Origin of the sequence: Streptomyces sp. NBC_01537 (genome assembly GCF_045040445.1) — a bacterium.
GTDB lineage: Bacteria > Actinomycetota > Actinomycetes > Streptomycetales > Streptomycetaceae > Actinacidiphila.
In genome coordinates this window covers 1,001,517-1,023,694 of record NZ_CP109392.1, presented here as the reverse complement: position 1 = coordinate 1,023,694, position 22,178 = coordinate 1,001,517, and the positions used below count along the sequence as shown (strand labels likewise).

Below are 22,178 nucleotides of genomic sequence, written 5' to 3'. Positions count from 1 at the left end.
CCACAGGCGTTTCCGTTCTTACTGGTTCAGGTCAGCGAGACTCTTCGGGCGCATGTCCGTCCAGTTGGTCTCGATGTACTCGAGGCACTCCTGGCGTCCGGCCGGTCCGTGCGCGGCGGTCCAGCCCGCCGGGACGTCCACGAAGTCGGGCCACAGGCTGTGCTGGCCCTCGTCGTTGACCAGGACCCGGTACACGCCGTCGGGGTTCTCGAACGGGTTGCTGCTGCTCATGCTGTCGTCGCCTTTCGCTTGACGAGGGCCTCCAGGGCCCCGAACCATCGGTGGGCCAGCTCCCGCACCGTCTCCTCCGTCAGCAGTTCGGCGGAGAAGGCCCAGTGGGCGCCCAGTTCGGGGCCGCCGGGGCGGTCCTCTGTGAGGGCGTTGACGGTGAGGGCGTGGGACATGGGCATCCCGAGGTCCGCGTCGAGGTCGGCGGCGTCGCCTTCCTCGGCATAGGACCAGTCGGCGGCCTCGGGGTGGTCGAAGCGGCCCATGTAGTTGAACTCGATCTGCGGCTCGGCGAGCTCGGCCAGCTCCGGCCCGGTCCGCGGGTTGAGGTGGCGCAGCAGGCCGTGCCCGATGCCCGCCGTCGGCAGCCCGGCCAGGGTGTCCCGGACGCGTGCCACGGCCGCGTCCAGGCCGGGCCCGTCGGCCGTGCCCGGGTCGAGACGGACGGGAACCACGCTGGTGAACCAGCCGACCGTACGGGAGAGATCGGCGTTGCCGGCCAGTTCCTCCTCGCGGCCGTGGCCCTCCAGGTCGACCAGGACCGCGCTGCCGGCTTCGGTCTCGCCCAGGACGTCCCGCCGCCAGTCGGCGACGGCCAGTGCGAAGCCGGTCAGCAGCACGTCGTTGACGGTCGCGCCGTAGGCGGCCGGGACGCTGCTGAGCAGCGGGCCGGTGATGTCGGCGGGCAGCGTCATGGACAGGTACCGGGTGGTCGCCACCGTGTCCCGTGCCGGGTCCAGCGGGCGGGACAGCGGCAGCGTGGCGCCGTCGGCCAGGGCCGAGGTCCACAGCGGCAGTTCGTCCTCCCGCGCCGGGTCGGCGGCCCGTGCCCGCAGCAGCTCCGACCAGCGGCGGAACGAGACCTCCACCGGGTCGGGCACCGGGATGCGGCCGGCAGTGGCGGCCTCCCAGGCGGCGGCGAGGTCGGGGAGCAGGATGCGCCACGACACGCCGTCCACCACCAGGTGATGGATCAGCAGCAGCAGCCGTCCGGGATCGCCGGGGCCCGCGTCGAACCACACCGCGCGCACCATGTCGCCGCCGTCCGGGTCCAGGCCGTCGCGGGCCACGGCGGCGTGCTCGGCGATCGCCGCGCGCAGGGCCGCGTCGTCGGCGCCCGCCACGTCGACCCGGCGCAGCCAGCGGGCGGCGTCCGCCGCTTCCGGTGCCGGGACCTTGAGCGCCCACTCCCCGGCGCCGGTGCTGACGAGCCTGGCCCGCAGCATGTCGTGCCGACCGGCGACCGCGCCCAGGACGGCCAGCAGCGCGGGCTCGTCCAGGGCGGCCGGCGTACGGAGCAGAGCCGCCTGGTGGTAGCCCTTGACGGGGCCGCCGCGCTCCAGCAGGGCGCGCATGATCGGGGTGAGCGGGACGGTGCCGGTGCCGTCGTCGTGCGTACGGACCAGGTCGTCGGCCCCGAGCGGGACGGCGACGGTCGCCAGGCCTGCGGCGTCGCGGTGCTGGAAGACCTGGCGCGGGGTCAGCCGCAGGCCCGCCGCGCGGGCGCGGGCGACCAGTTGCATGGCGACGATGCTGTCGCCGCCGAGGGCGAAGAAGTCGTCGTCCGCGCCGACGGCTTCGGCGGGGAGGCCGAGGACGTCGGCGAAGGCGGCGCACAGGGCCTGTTCGGCATCCGTCTCCGGCTTGCGTCCGCTCGCGGTCGCGGTGAAGTCCGGGGCGGGGAGCGCCTTGCGGTTCAGCTTGCCGCTGGACAGCAGCGGCAGCCGCTCCAGGACGACCACGGCGGCCGGGACCATGTACTCCGGGAGTACGGCGGCGGCATGGGCGCGCAGCGCGGCCGGGGCGGGGATCCGGCCTTCGGCGGGGACGACGTAGCCGACGAGCTGCTTGACGCGCGGCCGGTCCTCACGGGCGGCGACCACGACCTGGGCGACATCGGGGTGCGTGGCCAACGCGGCCTCCACCTCGGCCAGTTCGATCCGGTAGCCCCGGATCTTCACCTGGTCGTCGGACCGGCCCGCGTACTCCAGCTGCCCCTGCTCGGTCCACCGGGCCAGGTCGCCCGTGCGGTACATCCGAGCCCCCGCCGGGCCGTGCGGGTCGGCCACGAAGCGCTCCGCCGTCAGGTCCGGGCGGCCCAGGTAGCCCCGGGCGAGCCCGGCGCCGGACAGGTACAGCTCGCCGGTGACGCCGGGCGGGACGAGGCGCAGGGCCGCGTCCAGCACGTAGGCGCGGGTGTCGTGCACCGGGCGGCCGACGACCGGCCCGGCGCTGTCGCGCACCCGGCCGACCAGGGCGTCCACGGTGGCCTCGGTGGGCCCGTAGAGGTTGAACGCCTCGGTGGAGCGCAGGCCGGCCAGTCGGGACCAGAGCTGGTCCGGCACGGCCTCGCCGCCGACGCCGACCACGGCGAGCGGGCAGGTCCCGTCCTGGGTGATCAGGCCGGTGTCGGCCATCTGGGCGAGGAAGGAGGGGGTGACCTCGATGAAGTCCAGGCTCTGTTCCCGGATGAGCGCGGCGAGGAGTTCGGGGTCGCGGCGGGTCTCGTCGTCCACGATGTGCAGCGCGTGCCCGTCCAGCAGCCACAACTGCGGCTGCCAGGACGCGTCGAAGGAGAAGGACCAGGCGTGGCCGACCCGCAGGCGGTCGCGGCCGGTCAGCTCCTTCGCGCGGTCGTGCAGGTCGCGGCGGTGGCTGTGGAAGAGGTTCGCGACGCTGCCCTGGGTGATGACGACGCCCTTCGGCCGCCCCGTCGAGCCCGAGGTGTAGATGACGTACGCGGGATCGCCGGGGGAGGGCGCGACGGGGGTCGTGCGCGGGGCGTCCGGCGGCAGGGCGTCCAGGTGGAGCGCGGGGACAGTCGACTTCGGGAGCGCCGGGGCCAGGGCGGTGGTGGTCAGGACCAGGCACGGGCGGGCGTCGGCGAGCATGTCGAGCACGCGGTCGGCCGGAAGGTCCGGGTCGATGGGGAGGTAGGCCGCGCCCGCCTTCATGACAGCCAGGATCGCCGTGATGTGGTCGGCGGTGCGGGGCAGGGAGAGGGCGACGATCCGCTCCGGCCCCGCGCCGTGCCCGGCCAGGATCCGGGCCAGGGCGTCCGCGCGGTCGTTCAGCTCGGCGAACGTCCAGGTGACGTCGGCGTCGGTGACGGCGATCGCGTCCGGTCCGGCGGCGGCCTGCGCCTCGAAGAGCGCCGGGACGGTGGTGGGGGGTTGGCCGAGGTCGGTGCCGTTCCAGGTCTCCAGGAGCTTGTGGCGGTCGGCGGGGGTGAGGACGTCGAGGCGTCCGACCGGCTGGTCGGGGGCGGTCGTCATCGCCTCGAGGACGGTCAGCATGGAGGCCGCCATCCGCTCCGCCGCGACCGGCTCGAACAGGTCGGGCCGGAACTCGGCGGTCAGGCACAGCCGTTCGGCGGGCTCGACGGCCCAGGCGAACGGGTAGTGCGTGGAGTCCTGGTGGTCGCGGACGGTCGTACGCGGGCCGGCCCCCTCGTTGCTGTCGTCCTCCGCGACGGGGTAGGACTCGAACACGACCAGGGTGTCGAAGAGTTCGCCCAGTCCCGCGCCGCGCTGGATGTCGGCCAGGCCGAGGTGCTGGTGGGCCATGAGCCCGGACTGCTCGTCCTGGAGCCGGTCCAGCAGCGCCGCCAGCGGCTCCTCGTCGCGCAGCCGGATCCGTACGGGCACGGTGTTGATGAACAGCCCGATCATCCGCTCCGAGTCCGGCAGCTCCGGCGGCCGGCCGGACACCGTCGCGCCGAACACCACGTCCTCGAGCCCGGTGAGCCGGGACAGCAGGATCCCCCAGGCGGCCTGGACCAGCGTGTTCACCGTCAGGCCGCGCCGCCGCGCGAGCGCGGTCAGGGCGGCGGTCAGCTCGTCGCTCGCCTCCACCGTGTGCGTACGCGGCACAACGGCCGCCCGGTTGGGATCGGCGGGCACCAGGTGCGTCGCCTCCTCCAGCCCCTCCAGGGCCTGCGCCCAGGCAGCGGCGGATGCTGCTGTGTCCTGGCGGGAGAGCCAGTGCAGGTACTCCCGGTAGGGCGCGGGGGCGGGCGGCACGGCTCGGCCGTGGTACAGCGCCCACAGCTCGGCGGTCAGCAGGGGCACCGACCAGCCGTCCAGGAGGAGGTGCTGGTGAGACAGGACGAGCCGGTGCCGGTCGGTGGCGATGCGTACGAGGAGCAGCCGCAGAAGCGGCGGCTCGGCGGGGTCGAAGCGCCGTCGCTCCTGGAGCAGCAGGCGCTCCCACTCGCCGGCGCGGTCGGTGATGTCGACATGTCGCCACGGTAGCGGCACGCGGGGCGGCACCACCGCGACCGGCCGCCCGGAGGCGAGATAGCGGAAGCCGGAGCGCAGGCTGTCGTGCCGGTCGAGCAGCGACTGCCCGGCCGCGCGCAGCCGTTCGGCGTCGAGCGGCCCCTCGATGTCGTACGACACCTGGACCGTGTACACGTCCGGTCCTTCGTCGCCCGAGTCGAACGACGCGTGGAACAGCAGCCCGGCCTGGAGCGGCGACAAGGGCAGCACCTCGACGCCGCCGGTCGCAGGCAGTTCGGCCCGCTCGTCCTCGGTGAGGTCGAGCAGCAGGGCGTCGGCGGCGGGCGGCGCCTGCCGTACGTGGTCCAGGGCGGCGGCCGCCAGGCCGGCCGCCGTCTTGTGCCGGAACACCTCGCGCGGGGTGATCGTCAGCCCGGCCGCGCGGGCCCGGCTGACCAGCTGGATCGCGACGATGCTGTCGCCGCCCAGGGTGAAGAAGTCGTCGTCCGCACCGACCCGTTCGAGGCCCAGGAGATCGGCGATCAGGTCGCAGAACAGCGCCTCGCGCGGGGTCGCGGGCAGCGTCGGGCTCACCTCGGCCGCGAAGTCCGGCGCGGGGAGAGCAGAGCGGTCGAGCTTTCCGTTGGGGGTGAGGGGGATGGCGTCGAGGGTGACGAAGGCCGCCGGGACCATGTGCTCCGGCAGGGCGGCGGCGACATGCGCGCGCAGGCTGGCGGCGTCGGGGGTGGCCTCGGCGGCCGGGATCACGTAGGCGACGAGCCGCTGGTCCCTCAGGACGACCGTGGCGCGGGCGACGGACTCGTGGCGGGACAGGACCGCCTCGATCTCGCCCGGCTCGACGCGGAAGCCGCGCAGCTTCACCTGGTCGTCCACCCGGCCCAGGTATTCCAGTTCCCCGTCGCCGGTCCACCGTGCCAGGTCGCCCGTACGGTACATGCGGGCTCCGGGCGGGCCGTACGGGTCCGCCGTGAACCGCTCCGCCGTCAGGGCCGAGCGGCCCAGGTAGCCCCGGGCGAGCTGGGCGCCCGCGAGGTACAGCTCGCCGGGCACGCCGGGCGGCACGGGGCTCAGCGCCGCGTCCAGGACGTAGGTCCGGGTGTTCCAGACCGGTCGGCCGATCGGGACGGTGGCCATGCCGGGGGTGACCTGGACGGCAGTTACGTCGACGGACGCCTCGGTCGGGCCGTAGAGGTTGTGCAGTTCGGCGGTCAGCAGGGCGTGGAAGCGGTCGGCGAGCGGGGCGGGCAGGGCCTCGCCGCTGCACATCACGCGCCGCAGGCCGGTGCATTGGGCGGCCGTCGGCTCGTCCAGGAAGGCCTGGAGCATTGACGGCACGAAGTGCGCGGTCGTGATCCGCTGGTGCTGGACGAGGTCCGCGAGGTACGCCGGGTCCTTGTGTCCCTCGGGCTTGGCGACGACGAGGCTTGCGCCGCTGATGAGGGGCCAGAAGAACTCCCAGACGGAGACGTCGAAGCTGGAAGGGGTCTTCTGGAGGACGCGGTCGTCGGCCGTCAGCTGGTACTCGTCCTGCATCCACAGCAGGCGGTTGACGATGCCGGAGTGCGGGACCACGACGCCCTTGGGGCGGCCGGTGGAGCCGGAGGTGTAGATGACGTACGCCGGGTGGCGCGGGTCGTAGGCGCGGGGGAGCGGGGCCGATGCGCCGGTCAGCGGGGCCCCGCCGGCGTCCACCAGCAGGCGTGCGGTGCCGGAGTCCGGTACGGCGACGCCCTCGGCGGTGACCAGGCAGGCCGGGGCGGCGTCGGCCAGCATGAACGCGAGCCGTTCTGCCGGGTAGTCGGTGTCCAGGGGCAGGTAGGCCCCGCCCGCGCGGTGGACGGCCAGCAGGGTCACCACAAGGGCGGCCGAGCGGGGCAGCGCGACGGCGACCGTGCTCTCCGGGCCGACTCCCGCCCCGGCCAGGGCGTGGGCGAGCCGCTCGACCCGCGCGTCCAACTCGGCGTAGGACAAAGCCTCGCCCTCGAAGACCAGAGCCGTGGCCTGCGGAGTACGGACGGCCTGGAGGCGGAACAGCTCCGGGAGGGTCAGCTCGGGCACGGGGCGCGCGGTGTCGTTCCACGTGTCGAGGACGAGGTCCCGCTCGCCGTCGGCGAGGACGGCCAGGCGACCGACCGGGAGCTCCGGCTCGGCGGCGACCTGCTCCAGGAGGCTGACGAGGCGCCGCCCGAGCAGGTCGGCAGTCGAGCGGTCGAACAGATCGGCGCTGTACTCGATCCAGCCCTGGATGCCGTTGCCCTCGCCCTGCTCGACGAAGTCGAAGCTGAGGTCGAACTTGGCGGTGGCCTGGCCGACCGGCTCCCGCCGGGCGGTGAGCCCCGGCAGATCCGGGCCGCCGCCGGGTCCGGCGAGGTGGACGACCATCACCTGGAACAGCGGGTGCCGGGCGAGCGAGCGCTCGGGGTTTACTGCCTCGACCAGCCGCTCGAAGGGCAGGTCCTGGTGGTCGTACGCCGCCAGGTCTGTCTCCCGGACCCGGCGCAGCAGAGCGGCGAAGCCGGGGTCGCCGGACAGGTCGGTGCGCAGGACGAGCGAGTTGACGAAGAAGCCGACCAGATCCTCCAGCGCCTCGTCACCGCGCCCGGACACCGGCGCGCCCAGCGGGATGTCGTCGCCCGCGCCGAGCCGGTGCAGCAGCGCCGCCACGGCCGCCTGGGCGACCATGAACATGCTGACGCCCTCGCGGGCGGCCAGCGCTCGAAGCGCCTCCTCCAGCTCCGGGGAGACCGTGAAGCCCACGGTGCCGCCGCTGCTGGCCGACTCGCGCGGGCGCGGCCGGTCGGTGGGCAGAGCGAGCTCTTCCGGGAGGCCGCGCAGCCGCTCCGTCCAGTACGCGAGCAGGTCCGGGCCCGACTCCTCGAGCAGTTCGTCCTGCCAGAGCGTGTAGTCGGCGTAATTCGCGGGCAGCGGGGCCCAGTCCGGGGCGCGGCCCGCCGTGCGCGCAGCGTACGCGGCACTCAGGTCGGCGAGCAGGGGCTGTTCGGACCACTCGTCGGTGGCGATGTGGTGGAGCAGGATCAGCAGGACGTGCTCGTCGGGACCGGCCTCGAACAGGGCGACGCGCACGGGGAGTTCGCCTGCGAGGTCGAAGGGCTGGGCAGCGGCTGCGGCGAGGCCGCCGAGGGGCTCCGTGGCGATCGTGACCCGGGCCTGCTCCGAGGGCAGGATCAGCTGGTACGGCAGGCCGTCGTCGTCGGTCGGGAAGACCGTCCGCAGGGTGGCGTGGCGGGCGAGCAGGTCGTTGACCGCCTCCTCCAGTGCGGCCCGGTTCAGGGTGCCGGTGAGCCGCCAGGCGGCCGGGATGTTGTAGGCGGCGGTCGGGCCGTCCACCTGGTGCAGCAGCCACAGCCGGCGCTGGGCGGAGGACAGCGGCAGCCGCTCGGGGTGTGCGCGGCCTGCGGTGAGCGCCGGGCGGGCGGCGGTGCGGGTCCCGTCGAGGTGGGCGGCGAGCCGGGCCACGGTCGGGTGGTCGAAGACCGTGCGCAGCGGCACCTCGGTACCGAGAGCAGTACGGATTCGGCTGACCAGCCGCATGCCCAGCAGCGAGTGGCCGCCGAGAGCAAAGAAGTCGTCGTCGATGCCGACGTGTTCCAGCCCGAGGACCGCCGCGAACGCCTCGCACAGCAGTTCCTCGCGCGGCGTACGCGGCCTGCGGCGGCCAACAGCCGAGGCGAAGTCGGGCGCGGGGAGAGCAGAGCGGTCGAGCTTGCCGTTGGGGGTGAGGGGGAGGGCGTCGAGCACGACGACGGCGGCCGGGACCATGTGCACGGGGAGCGTGGTCGCGGTGTGAGCGAGCAGCGTCGCGGTGTCGGCCGTACGGCCGGAAGCCGGGACGACGTAGGCGACCAGCCGTTCGTCACGGACGATGACGGTGGCGTGCGCGACCGAATCGTGGCGGGACAGGACCGCCTCGATCTCGCCCGGCTCGACGCGGAATCCGCGTAGCTTCACCTGGTCGTCGACCCGGCCGAGGTACTCCACCATCCCGTCCCGGCCCCACCGGGCCAGGTCGCCGGTGCGGTACATCCGCGCCCCCGGCGCGCCGAACGGGTCCGCGACGAATCGTTCCGCCGTGAGGCCCGGGCGGGCCAGGTAGCCCCGGGCGAGCTGGACGCCCGCGAGGTACAACTCACCCGCCACACCCGGGGGAACCGGGCGCAGAGCGGAGTCCAGGACGTAGGTCCGGGTGTTCCAGACCGGTCGGCCGATCGGGACGGTGCCCATGCCGGGGGTGACCTGGACGGCAGTTACGTCGACGGACGCCTCGGTCGGCCCGTACAGGTTGTGCAGCTCGGCGGGGAGCACGTCGTGGAATCGGTCGGCGAGGGGTGCGGGCAGGGCCTCACCGCTGCACATCACCTGACGCAGGCCGGTGCAGTCCGCCGCGCTCGGCTCATCCAGGAAGGCCCGCAGCATCGACGGCACGAAGTGGATGGTCGTCACCCCGGACTCCTGGATCAGCCGCGCCAGGTACGCCGGATCGCGGTGCCCCTCCGGTTTGGCGACCACGAGCGCGGCCCCGGTGATGAGGGGCCAGAAGAACTCCCAGACGGAGACGTCGAAGCTGGAGGGGGTCTTCTGGAGGATGCGGTCAGCGCTCGTCAGCGCGTACTCGTCCTGCATCCAGAGGAGGCGGTTGACGATGCCGGAGTGGGGGACGACGACGCCCTTGGGGCGGCCGGTGGAGCCGGAGGTGTAGATGACGTACGCCGGGTGGCGCGGGTCGTAGGCGCGGGGGAGCGGGGCGGTCGCGCCCGTGAGCGGAGCCCCGTCGGCGTCGACCAGCAGGCGCGGGGTATCGGAGTCCGGCACGGCGACGCCCTCTGCGGTCACGACGCACGCCGGGCGCGCGTCGGCGAGCATGAACGCCAGCCGTTCCGCCGGGTAGTCGGTGTCCAGGGGCAGGTAGGCCCCGCCCGCTCGGTGGACGGCGAGGAGGGTCACGACCAGGGCGGCTGAGCGGGGCAGCGCGACGGCCACCGTGCTCTCCGGGCCGACGCCCGCCCCGGCCAGGGCCTGGGCGAGCCGCTCGACCCGCGCGTCCAACTCGGCGTACGACAGCGCCTCGCCCTCGAAGACCAGCGCCGTCGCCTCGGGCGTACGGGCCACCTGCTCCCGGAACAGCTCCGGCAACGTCGTGGACGGCACGGCACGCTCGGTGTCGTTCCAGCCCTCCACCACGAGCCCGCGCTCGTCCTCGGCCAGCACGTCCAGCAGACCGGCCCGCCGACCGGGCTCTGCCGCGACCTGCTCCAGCAGGCCGATCATGCGGTGGGCCAGCCGGTCGGCGGTCTCCGGGTCGAAGAGGTCGGTGGCGTACTCCAGAAGCAGCACGAGGCGGTCCTGGCCGACCTCGTCCACGAAGGTGAAGTGGAGGTCGAACTTGGCCATGCCGGTGTCCATGTCGAACCAGTCGGTCGGCAGGCCGAGCACGTCCGGGTCGCCGTCCGGACGGTAGTGGTAGCCGAGCATGACCTGGAACAGCGGGTTGCGACCGGCCACCCGCTCGGGGTTTATTGCCTCGACCACGCAGTCGAAGGGCACGTCCTGGTGCTCGAAGGCCTCCAGCGCCGATTCCCTTACGCGGCCGAGCAGTTCGGTGAACGTCGGGTCACCGGACAGGTCCGTCCGGAGCACCAGCGTGTTGACGAAGAAGCCGACCAGGTCGTCCAGCGCGCTGTCGGTGCGGCCCGCGATCGGCGCGCCCAGCGGGATGTCGTCGCCCGCGCCCAGCCGGTGCAGCAGCGCGGCCGTGGCCGCCTGGAACACCATGAACATACTGGTTCCGCTAACCCCGGACAGCTCGCGCAGCGCCCGGCCGACCTCCGTCGGCACCTCGCGGCGCACCTTGCCGCCGCGCCCGGTGGGCTCGGCGGGACGCGGCCGGTCCAGCGGCAGCGTCAGCTCACCGGGCAGTCCGCGCAGGGCCTCCGTCCAGTGGGCGAGCTGGCGTTCGCCGACCTGCGCGAGCAGCTCGGACTGCCAGAGGGTGTAGTCGGCGTACTGCGCCGGCATCGGATCAGCCGCAGGCTCCCTGCCCGCCACCCGGGCGGCGTACGCGGCGTCCAGATCGGCCAGGAAGGGCCGGTCGGACCACTCGTCGGTGACGATGTGGTGCAGCACCAGAGCCACGACCCAGTCGTCCGCCGCGAGCCGGAATACCTTTGCCCGCAGGGGGAGTTCGGCCGCCAGGTCGAAGGGTCGGCGCTGCTCGGCCTCGATCAGCGCGGGCAGTTCGTCCTCGGAGCTGTCGGTCAGGGTGAAGGGGACCTCGGCCTCCTCGGCGGACAGGATCCGCTGGAAGGGCTCGCCCTCGTGCTCGCCGAACACCGTACGCAGCGACTCGTGCCGGACCGCCACGTCGTGCAGGCCCTGCCTCAGCGCGCCCGGGTCCAGCTCACCGCGCAGCCGGAAGACCAGCGGGAAGTTGTAGGCGACACCGCCGTCCTGGCCGCCGGTGATCCGCTCCACCAGCCACAGCCGCCGTTGGGCCGCCGACAGCGGGATCCGGGTGGGGCGTACGGCGACCGGCTCGACCGACGGGCGGGCGGGGGCGCTACCGCCCGCGCGCCCGGCGAGTAGAGCGGGGGTCGGGGCCTCGAAGAGGTCGCGGATGGCCAGTTCGGCGCCGAGTTCGGTGCGGGCGCGGCTGATGAGGCGGGTGGCGAGCAGTGAGTGCCCGCCGAGGTCGAAGAAGTGGTCCTCGGCGCCGACCGAGGGCAGGTTCAGCACCTCGGCGAACAGCCGGCACAGCACCTCCTCCTGCGGGGTGCGCGGGCCGCGCCCGCCGCCGAGGGCGACCATGGGCTCGGCCTCGGGCAGGGCGCGCACATCCAGCTTGCCGTTGTCGTTCATGGGCAGCCGGTCGAGGGTGACGAAGGCCGCCGGGACCATGTACTCGGGCAGTTGCCGCTTCAGGTCCTCGCGCAGGCGGCGTACCAGGCCGTCCGCATCGCGGGCGGCGGTGGGGTTGTTGGCGAAGGGCTCGGAGCCGCCGCCGGGCAGGTACAGGCCGGAGGTCGTACGGAAGTCGGCAGACGGAACGAACACCGCGTCGTAGCGGCCATTCTCACCGGACCAGGTGGTCAGCACGCGGTAGCCCAGCCCCGCGCCCAGGTCGTGCAGCGCCTCGGGGTCCACGCCCATCGGCGACGTACGTCCGTCGGGGACGCCGCTCACCCGCAGTCGCTCGCCCCGCAAGTGCTCTGCCAGGGCGTCGAGACCAGCCTCGGGCCACACCAGCAGCGGCTCGTCACCGAGCCGTACATCCGCCGCGTCCTGGTAAAGCACCGCGTCGTAGCGGTGCCGGGTCAGCTCGTTGTGCCGCCGCCCCCGCTTCGTGCGCAGGTCGACGCCGTAGCCGAGCTGGGCGAAGTAGTCGGGGTCGAGGAGGAGTTCCTTCTCAAGGCGCAGTCCGCGCTCGACGGCCGGGCCGAGGTCGGCTTCCGCCGTGCCCCGGGCCTGCTGGATCTCGGTGTGGAAGGTGCGGGCCAGCCGCAGGTTGCGTACGTCGCCGACGAAGAGGGCACCGCCGGGGGCCAGCAGGTCCATGACGCTGTGGATCACGGACGTCAGGTAGTCGGCGCTCGGGAAGTACTGGATGACGGAGTTGATGACGACGGTGTCGAAGTAGCCGACGGGCAGCCCGCTCAGGTCGTCGGCCGGGCGGCAGCGCAGTTCCACCTTTGCCGCCAACTCCGGGTCGCGCCGCAGCTCCTCGCCGATCTTGCGGATGACGGGGGCGGCGAAGTCGGTCGCCCAGTACGCCTCGGAGTCCGCCGCGAGGCGGGAGAGGAGAAGCCCGGAGCCGACGCCGATCTCCAGGATGCGGCGGGGCCGCAGTTCGCGGATCCGCGCGACCGTTGCCTCCCGCCACTCGTGCATGTGGTCGAAGGGGATGGGCTGCCCGTCGTAGGAGCTGTCCCAGCCCGCGTACTCCTCGGTGAAGACGGCGGTGCTGATGACCTCGTACTCGTCGGAGTAGATCTCCTGCCACTCGCCGACCTGCTCGCGCTCCGCCGACTGCCGCTCCTCGCCGGTGAGCCGGGCCGGGACGACGTAGCCGACCAGCCGTTCGTCGCGGACGACGACCGCCGCCTGGGAGACGGCCGGGTGGCGGCTGAGCGCGGTCTCGATCTCGCCCAGCTCCACCCGGTAGCCACGGATCTTGACCTGGTCGTCGGTCCGGCCGAGGAAGTCCAGATTGCCGTCCGCCCCGCGCCGGACCAGGTCGCCCGTGCGGTACATACGCTCGCCGGGCGCGCCGAAGGGGTCGGCCACGAATCGCTCGCCCGTCAGGCCGGGCCGGTCCAGGTAGCCCCGGGCCAGGCCGATGCCGGCGATGTACAGCTCGCCGGGCACGCCGTCCGGGACGGGACGCAGCCAGGCGTCCAGGATGTGGGCGCGGGTGCCCCGGATGGGGCGGCCGACGGTGGGGGTGGCGCTGTCGTGGGTGCCGCCGCCCAGGGTGTTGATGGTGTACTCGGTCGGGCCGTACAGGTTGTAGCCGTACGTGCCCTCGGTGTCGCGCAGCCGGGACCAGACCGTCTCCGGGACGGCCTCGCCGCCGAGCAGCACCAGCGGCGGGACGTGGCCCTCCAGCAGGCCTTCCTCGATCAGCAGCCGGGCGTACGTCGGCGTGACGTTGACGACGTCGATCCGGTGCTCTTCGCAGTATGCGACCAGGGCGTGCGCGTCACGGCGCAGCTCCTCGTCGCACACGTGCACCTCGTGGCCCTCGACCAGCCAGAGCAGCTCCTCCCAGGACATGTCGAAGGCGAAGGAGACGGTGTGCGCGATGCGCAGCGCCCGTCCGCCCGCCGAGGCGATGGCCGGTTCGAAGATCTCCTTCTGGTGGTTGAGCTGCATGTTGGTGAGGCCGCGATAGGGCGTGACGACGCCCTTGGGACGGCCGGTGGAGCCCGAGGTGTAGATGACGTACGCCGGGTGCTCAAGGCTGAAGCGCACGCTGACCGGGTCGGACGGCAGGCCCGCCAGCTCGGCGCGCACCGCCTCGTCGTCCAGCAGCAGGCGCGGCAGGTCGCCCTCCAGGGAGGGGGAGACCGCGCTCGTGGTCAGCAGCAGGAGGGGCCGGGCGTCGGCCAGCATCAGCGCGAGGCGGTCGGCCGGGTAGTCCAGCTCCAGGGGCAGATAGGCGGCGCCCGTGCGCAGCACCGCGAACAGGGCCACGACCATGTCGATGGAGCGCGGCAGCCCGAGGGCGACGATCCGCTCGGGGCCCGCGCCATGGGACAGCAGCAGGCGGGCCGTCCGGTTGACGGCGGCGTCCAGCTCCGCGTACGTCAGGGTGCGGTCGCCGAAGACCAGGGCCGTGGTGTCCGGGGTACGGACGGCCTGGGCGGCGAGCAGGTCGGCGACGGTCTCCTCGGGGTCGGGCACCCGTCCGGCGGCCCACTCCAGCTCCAGCGCGGCGCGTTCGGCGGGCAGCAGCGGGTTCAGGGAGCCGATCGGGGCGGCGAGGTCGGCGGCCATCCGCTCGACCAGGAGCGCGAAGCGGTCGAGCAGGTCGCGGGCGCGGTCGTGCTCGACGACATCGGGGCGGTGGGCGAGGGTGACCTGGATCCGCCGTCCGGGGGTGACGACGAGGTTGACGGGGTAGTGGGTCGCGTCGACGTTGGCGACGGCACGGGCGCCGTGCCGCGTCTGCAAGAGGTTCAGCCGGTCCTCGGTGTCGCCGTTGCGCAGAACGAAAAGGGTGTCGAAGAGCCGCCGGTGGCCGGTCTGGGCCTGGAGTTCGCCCAGGCCGAGGTATTCGTACGGCATCAGGTCCAGGCGCTCGCCCTGGATCCGCCGAAGGAGGTCGAGGACGGGCTCGGCGGGGTCGAAGGCGATGCGGGCGGGCACGGTGTTGAGGAACATCCCGATGACGTTCTCGACGTCGGGCACCTCGGTGGGCCGTCCGGCGACCGTCGTGCCGAACACCACGTCGGTGCGGCCGGTCGCGGAGGCCAGGGTCAGCCCCCAGGCGGCGTTGAGCAGGGTGTTGAGGGTCAGACCGTGCCGCCGGCCCGAAGCGCGCAGTCGGTCGCCCAGCTCCTCGGGGAGGGCGGTGTCCAGGTGCTCGGGGATGACGGGCTCCAGGCCGCGCTCTGCGGCCTCGGGGGCGAGCAGCGTCGGCTCTTCGAGACCGGCGAGAGCCGAGCGCCAGGCGGAGTTGGCGACGGCCGAGTCCTGGGTCTCCAGCCAGCTCAGGTAGTCGCGGTAGGAGCCAGGGCGGGGGAGGGCGGCGGCTGCCTCGTTGCCGCCGGTGGCGTAGAGAGCAAAGAGCTGGTCGAGGAAGAGCCAGGCGGACCAGCCGTCCCAGAGGATCAGGTGGCGGCCGATGACGAGGCGGTCGCCGCGCTCCGGCCCGAGGTGCACGAGCAGCATGCGCAGCAGCGGGGGCGCGGACAGGTCGAAGCGACGGGTGCGCTCGGCGTCGATCAGCTCCGCGAGCCGCAGATCCTGCTCGGCGGCGGGGAGGGCGGACAGGTCGGCCTCGTCGAGCGGCACTTCGGGGGCGGCGGCGATGAACTGCACCGGCTGGCGCAGCCCGTCGCTGGTGAAGCCGGCCCGCAGGCTCGGGTGGCGGGCCAGCAGGGCGCGGGTGGCGACGCGAAGGCGGGCGGCGTCTAGGGGCTCGGCGAAGTCGAAGGACTCGTGGACGGTGTAGACGTCCAGGGCGCCGTCGTCGTAGGCGGAGTGGAAGAACAGGCCTTCCTGGAGCGGGGCCAGCGGCCAGATGTCGGCCACTTCACCGGGTGCGGTCCGGCAGACCCGGGCGGTCTCCTCCTCGCTGAGTGTGAAGGAGGTGGATGGGGTGGCGACCCGCGACTCCGCCGTGGCCAGGGCCGTGGCGACCACGGCGAGAGCCGCGGGAGTACGGTGCTCGAACACATCGCGCGGGCTCAGCTCCAGGCCCGCCGCGCGGGCCCGGCTGGAGACGCCGATCGAGCTGATGCTGTCGCCGCCGAGCAGGAAGAAGTCGTCGTCCGCGCCCGCCTCTTCGAGCCCGAGCACGGCCGCGAAGATCCCGGCCAGCACCCGTTCCTGCGGGGTACCCGGTGCCCTGCGCGCGGACCGCTCCGCCTCCGGCGCGGGCAGCGCGGCCCGGTCCAGCTTGCCGCTCGGGCTGAGCGGCAGCGCGTCGAGCGTCACGTAGGCGTCCGGGAGCAGCGGCGCGGGCAGGGCGTCCGCCATCGCGGTGCGCAGGGCGGCGGTGTCGATGCCCTCGCCGCCCGCCGGGACGACGTACGCCACCAGCCGCCGCCCGAGCACGGTCACCGCCGCCTGGGCGACGGCCGGATGGCGGACGAGGGCCGCCTCGATCTCGCCCGGCTCGATGCGGTTGCCGCGCAGCTTGACCTGACGGTCGGTGCGGCCCAGGTACTCCACCGTGCCGTCCTCGCGGCGGCGCACGAGGTCGCCGGTGCGATACATACGGCTGCCCGCAGGACCGTACGGGTCGGCCACGAAGCGGTCGGCGGTCAGCGACGGGCGGGCGTGGTACCCCCGGGCGAGCTGGACGCCGGTCAGGTACAGCTCGCCGGGCACCCCGGCGGGTACCGGCCGCAGGCAGGCGTCGAGCACGCGCAGCCCGGTGTTCCAGACCGGACGGCCGATGGGGACAGTGGTGGCCGAGGCGCCGTCGTAGGTGTGGTGGGTGACGTCCACGGCGGCCTCGGTGGGGCCGTAGAGGTTGTGCAGCGGCACGCCGGCGAGAGCGGACCAGCGGTCGGCGGCCTCGCCGGGCAGGCCCTCGCCGCTGCTGAAGACGCGGCGGAGCGAAAGCGCCCAGGTGGGTTCGGCGGTGACCTCGTCGGAGCGGAGGAAGGCCTCCAGCATCGACGGCACGAAGTGCATGGTCGTCACATGCCGCTCGCGGATGAGCGTGGCCAGGTACGCCGGGTCGCGGTGCCCGTCGGGCTTGGCGAGGACGACGGCCGCGCCCTGGCACAGCGGCCAGAAGAACTCCCAGACGCTGACGTCGAAGCTGGACGGCGTCTTCTGCAGCACGCGGTCCTCGGGCAGCAGCCCGTACTCGCCCTGCATCCAGGCCAGGCGGTTGACGATGGCCCGGTGGGTGACGACGACGCCCTTGGGGCGGCCGGTGGAGCCGGAGGTGTAGATCAGGTAGGCGGGGTGGTCGGGCCCGGCGGGCCGTGCGGCGGTCTCGGCGGCCTCGGGGAGGGGCGCGTCGAGCAGGAGCACTTCCCGCCCCTCGGGCAGCCTCGGCGCGGCGGCGGTGGTCGTCACGACCGTGGTCGCGCCGGAGTCCGCGAGCATCAGGGCCACGCGGTCGGCCGGGTAGTCCAGGTCGACCGGCAGGTAGGCCGCGCCGGACTTCAGGACGCCGAGGAGGGCGACCATCAGCTCCAGCGAGCGCGGTACGGCGACGGCGACGAACCGCTCGGGGCCCGTGCCCCGGGCGCGCAGGACGCGAGCGAGGGCGTCGGCGCGGGCGTCCAGCTCGGCGTACGTCAGGGACTGGTCGCCGAAGACGGCGGCGACCGCGTCCGGGGTGCGGGCGGCCTGGGCCTCGATGGCGGCGGTAAGGGTGGTGTCGGGGACATCGCGGCTCTCGCCGTCCAGCCGCACGGCTGCCGACTCGGCGGCGGACAGCAGGTCGACGGAGGCCACGGCGCGGCCCGGGTCGTCGGCGATGGCGTGCAGGACGAGGGTCAGCCGGTCGGCGACGGCCTGGACGGCAGCGGCGTCGAGCCGCTGGGTGTGGTGCTTGAGCCGCAGGTCCAGTCGGCGGCCGGGCTTGACGATCAGGGCGAGCGGGTAGTGGACGGCGTCGTGGAAGGCGTGGCCGTTGATCCGAACCGCGCCGGAGGGGTCGGTGAGCCCGCTCTCGGCCGGGTAGTTCTCGAAGACGACGAGGGTGTCGAACAGCTCGCCGCCGCCCGCGAGCCCGGCCACCCGCTGGATCTCGGCCAGTCCCAGGTGCTGGTGGCCCAGCAGGTCGCTCTGCTCGCCGTGGAGCCGTCCGAGAGTCTGGGCCAAGGTGTCGCCCGGCGACCAACGGAAGCGGGTGGGGAGGGTGTTGATGAACAGCCCGATCATCGACTCGATGCCGTCCACAGCCGCGTCACGGCCGGAGACAGTGGTGCCGAACACCACGTCCTGGCTGCCCGTCAGGCGACCGAGCAGCAGGCCCCAGGCCCCCTGCACCACCGCGCCCAGGGTCAATCCGTGCTCCCGGGCCCGTGCCGTCAGCCGGGCGGTGACGCGCTCCGACAGCTCGACTCGGATCTGCGCGGGCTCGATCGGCCCGGCGGCGGCCTCCGGCGTCCCGGCCAGCCGGGTCGGCCCCTCCAGCCCGGCAAGTGCCGTACGCCAGGCCGCGCGGGCGGCCTCACGGTCGGCCGAGGCCAGCTCGCGCAGGTACGCGCTGTACGGGGCGACCTCGGGAAGCGCCGACAGGGCAGCGGGGTCGCCGCCGTAGCAGGCCATCAGCTCGCGGTGCAGGACGGGCAACGACCAGCCGTCCGCGATGATGTGATGGAAGGTCAGCAGCAAACGGGCTCGATCGGAGCCGAGCTTGAGCAGCGCGCAGCGCAGCAGCGGCGGGCGGGCCAGGTCGAAGCGGCGGGCGCGCTCCTCGGCCGCGACGGCGTCGGCCCGCTGAGACGCGGCGTCCTCGCTGGACAGGTCCACCTCGCGCCAGGGCAGTTCGATCCCGGAGGCGATGACCTGCACCGCCCGCCCGTCGGGGAGCTGCCGGAAGCAGGCGCGCAGCGGGGCATGCCGCTCAAGCAGCCGCCCGGCGGCCCGGCGCAGGGCCTCGGGGTCTACCGGACCGGCCAGTTCGATGACCTGTTGGACGACGTAGGCGTCGCGGTCGGCGCCGTCGACCAGGGCGTGGAAGAAGAAGCCCTCCTGGAGCGGGCTGAGCGGCAGCAGTTCGCCGACGGAGACCGGGTGATCGCCCTGGAGTGCGGCGAGTTCGTCTTCGCTCAGGCTCAACAGGGGAGCGTCCTCGGCCTTGCCGTCCGCCGCCCGCTCGCTCTCCGGCACCGCGACCGGGGCCAGTTCGGCGACCGTACGGTGCTGGAAGACGTCCCGGGAGGTCAGCCGCAGGCCTGCCCGGCGGGCCAGGACGACGAGCTGGATCGCGATGATGCTGTCGCCGCCGAGGGCGAAGAAGTCGTCGTCCACCGTGACCGACCGCATGCCCAGGGCCTGCGCATACAGCCCGCACAACAGCTCCTCGCGGGCGTCGCGCGGGGCGCGGCCCGAGCTGAGGGCTGCGTAGTCCGGGACGGGCAGGGCTCCGCCGTCGAGCTTGCCGCTGGGGGTGACCGGCAGCCGGTCCAGCGGGACGAGGGCGGACGGCATCATGTACTCGGGCAGATGCTCGGCGGCGTACGCACGCAGGCTCCGCATCAGTGCCGTCACATCGCGGAAGGGCGCGGGCCGGTTGGCGTGCGGGTGGCCGCCGCCGGGGCGGTAGAGGGTGCCGGCGGGGGCGTCGCCGAGGGTGAGGACGGCGTCCAGACTGCCGTCGTCGCCCGTCCCGGTCCAGGTGACGGCCGTGCGGTAGCCGTGCCGCCCGGCGGCTTCGGCCAGGACGCCGGGGTCGACGCCGTCGCCGCGCGGGCTGCTGCCGTCCAGCGAGCCGAGGGAGGCGAGATCCTCGGTGAGACGGGCGTTGGGGATGCCGGTGAGTCGGAGCCGTACGGGCGCGCCCGGGGCGGCGAGGAGGTCATCGAGGGCGACAAGGCCGCCGACCAGCCCGGACCAGGGCAGCTCGACCGCGTCCGGCTCGGCCGGCTCAGCGACGGCGGGCCGCAGCACCACGTCGTAGCGGTACCGGGTCAGCTCGTTGTGGTGAGCGCCGTCCTTGACGCGGATCTCGGCCGCGAAACCGTCGAGGGCCGCGAAGTAGTCCGGGTCCAGGAGCAGTTCGCCCTCCCAGGCCACCGAGCGGTCGACGGCGGCGCGCAGGGCGTCCTTGTCGTCACCGTCGATTCGCCCGGTCTCCACGGCCGCGCGCAGGGCGCGCAGCAGCCGCAGGTTGCGTATGTCGCCGACGAAGATCGCGCCGCCGGGCGCGAGCAGCGCGGAAGCCTTGCGCAGCACCTCCGTCAGGTAGTCCGGGCCCGGGAAGTACTGGGCAACGGAGTTGATGACGACGGTGTCGAAGTGGCCCTCGGGCAGACCGGTGGTGTCGTGCGCGGGGCGGGCCAGCAGCTCGACGCGTTCGGCGAGCCCGGGGACGGTGCCGACCTGGGCGTCGAGGGCGCGGATCGCCTCCTCGGAGACATCCGTCCCCCAGTAGGCCTCGCAGTCCGGGGCGATGCGCGACAGCAACAGCCCGCTGCCGACGCCGATCTCCAGGACGCGGCGGGGCCGCAGGGCGCTGATCCGGCGCACCGTGGCCTCGCGCCACTCGCGCATGTCGGCCAGGGGGATGGGCAGCCCGTCGTACATGCTGTTCCAGCCCGCGAAGTTCTCCTGGAAGCCCTCGGAGCCAGCGGCGGAGTACAGGAGTTCGTGCAGGTCCTTCCACTCGGCGACCTCGGCCGCACCGTCCAGGGAGGGCACGACGTACGCGGCGAGCCGCCGGTCGCCGGGCCGGTCCTCGCGGACGACGACGGCGGCCTGGTCCACGGCCGGGTGGGAGCGCAGCACGGACTCGATCTCGCCGGGCTCGATCCGGAAGCCCCGGATCTTGACCTGGCTGTCGACGCGGCCCAGGAACTCCAGCCGCCCGTCCGCCTTCCAGCGCACCACGTCGCCCGTGCGGTACAGCCGGCTCCCGGGCGCGCCGAAGGGGTCGGCGACGAACCGCTCGGCGGTCAGGCCGGGCTGCCCGAGGTAGCCCCGGGCCAGCCCGTCGCCGCCGAGGTACAGTTCGCCGCTGACCCCGGCGGGCACCGGCCGCAGCCGCCCGTCGAGTACGTAGGCGTGGGTGCCGGGGTCGGGGACGCCGATGGGCACGATGGTGCCGGGCGGCGTGTCCGGGTCGCACAGGCCCAGGGTGGAGTTGGTGGTCGCCTCGGTCGGCCCGTACGCGTTGAACATCATGCGGCCGCGCGCGTAGCGGCCGACCAGCTCGGGCGATACCCGCTCGGTGCCGGCCAGCAGGGTTGCCCCGGCGGGCAGGTGGACGTCCTCGGGCATGGCGGCGAGCAGCGCGGGCGGCAGGATCATGAAGGTGATCCCGTTGGCGTTCGCGTACTCCGCGAGTGCCGCGCCCGGGACGCGCAGCTCGGACGGCACGACGACCAGCCGTCCGCCGGAGAGCAGGCCCAGGCACAGGTCCCAGAAGGCCACGTCGAAGCTGGGGGAGGCGAACTGCAGGACGCGGCTGTGCGGTCCGATGCCGAAGCGCTCGCTCTGGGTGGCGACGAGTTTGGCCACGCCCGTGTGGGAGAGCACGACGCCCTTGGGCCGGCCGGTGGAGCCCGAGGTGTAGATGACGTACGCCGCATCCGTGACGGCCGGGCGTACGTCCGGGGCGTGGGCGGGGCGGGCGGCCAGCTCGGCCACCGTCCCGGGGGCGTCCAGGACGATGTGCTCGGTGCCGTCGGGGAGTTGGTCCGCGCATTCCGCCGCCGTGACGGTGCACACGGGCGAGGCGTCGGCGAGCATGTACGCGATGCGGTCGGAGGGGTAGTCGGTGTCGACGGGCAGGTAGGCCGCGCCGGACTTCAGGACGGCGACCTCGGCGACGATCAGCTCGGCCGAGCGCGGCACGGCGAGCGCCACCACGCTCTCGGGGCCTGCCCCTCGGGCGATCAGTGCGTGGGCGAGGCGGTTGGCGCGCTCGTCGAGTTCGGCGTAGGTGAGCCGGGTGTCCTCGAAGACCAGGGCGATCGCGTCGGGCCGGGCCCGGACCTGGTCGGCGAACATCTCCGGCCAGGTGGCGGCGGGAACGCCGTGCCCGGTGTCGTTCCACTCGGTGAGGATCCGGTGCCGTTCCTCGTCGCCGAGCAGCTCCAGTTCGCCGACCGGGGCGTCCGGGCGGGCGAGGGCGTCCGCCAGCAGCGTCGCGTAGTGGCCGAGGAGCCGGTCGACGGTGGCGGCCTCGAAGAGGTCGGGCCGGTAGGTGGCGCGGATCCCGCCGGCCGTCACCTCCAGAGCGAGGTCCAGTGGGGCGTCCCATTCGTGGGCACCGAACCCGGTGTCGCAGAACAGCCCGCCGCCGCGCGTGGCTTCGGGCCGCAGCTCCGCCGCCAGCACGGACAGCGGTGCCCGGTGCGCGGCGGCCTCGGTACGGGCGGCGTCGATGCGGTCGGTCAGCTCAGCGAAGGTGGTGTGACCGTCGACCTCGATCCGCAGCGGCAGCCCGTCGTGGGCCACGGCGACCTCGGGTGCGCCGCCGCCGTAGCGGTGCAGCAGGGCCACGTACGCGGCGAGCAGGACGGCGGTACCGGGGAGTTCGCTGGTCAAGGCGCAGGCCCGGGAGGAACGGGTGGCATCGAGCTGTTGCGGATAGGGGAAGTCGAGCGGGAGGGCCGTCTCCTGAGGGAGGGGGATCAGCCGTCCGCGCCAGTACCGAGCTGCCGCCGCCGTGAGTTCTTCGTTGCCCGACACAGGCGTCCGCGCCTCCCCATCGTGAAGGATCCGGCTCGAACGAGCCGCAACCGCCAGTCATACTAAGGTAAGCATTACCTAACTAGAAAGCCCTGGTCCGGAGCAAGGGGTTCGCAGCTCAGCACGGTATCGTTAAGGGCTGCC

At 73.7% G+C, this 22,178-nt stretch carries 2 protein-coding genes; both read right to left on the bottom strand.

Going from position 1 to position 22,178, the window contains the following annotated elements:
* Window positions 1-18 precede the first annotated feature (18 nt).
* The gene (locus OG607_RS04935) at window positions 19-231 is read right to left on the bottom strand and encodes an MbtH family protein (protein ID WP_405719249.1); all 213 of its coding nucleotides are present in this window, start codon (window positions 229-231) and stop codon (window positions 19-21) included.
* Window positions 228-22,034 (bottom strand): non-ribosomal peptide synthase/polyketide synthase, encoded by a 21,807-nt coding sequence (locus tag OG607_RS04930; RefSeq protein ID WP_405719246.1) that lies wholly within the window; start codon window positions 22,032-22,034, stop codon window positions 228-230. The genes OG607_RS04935 and OG607_RS04930 overlap by 4 nt, the downstream gene beginning before the upstream one ends.
* Window positions 22,035-22,178: the final 144 nt, after the last annotated feature.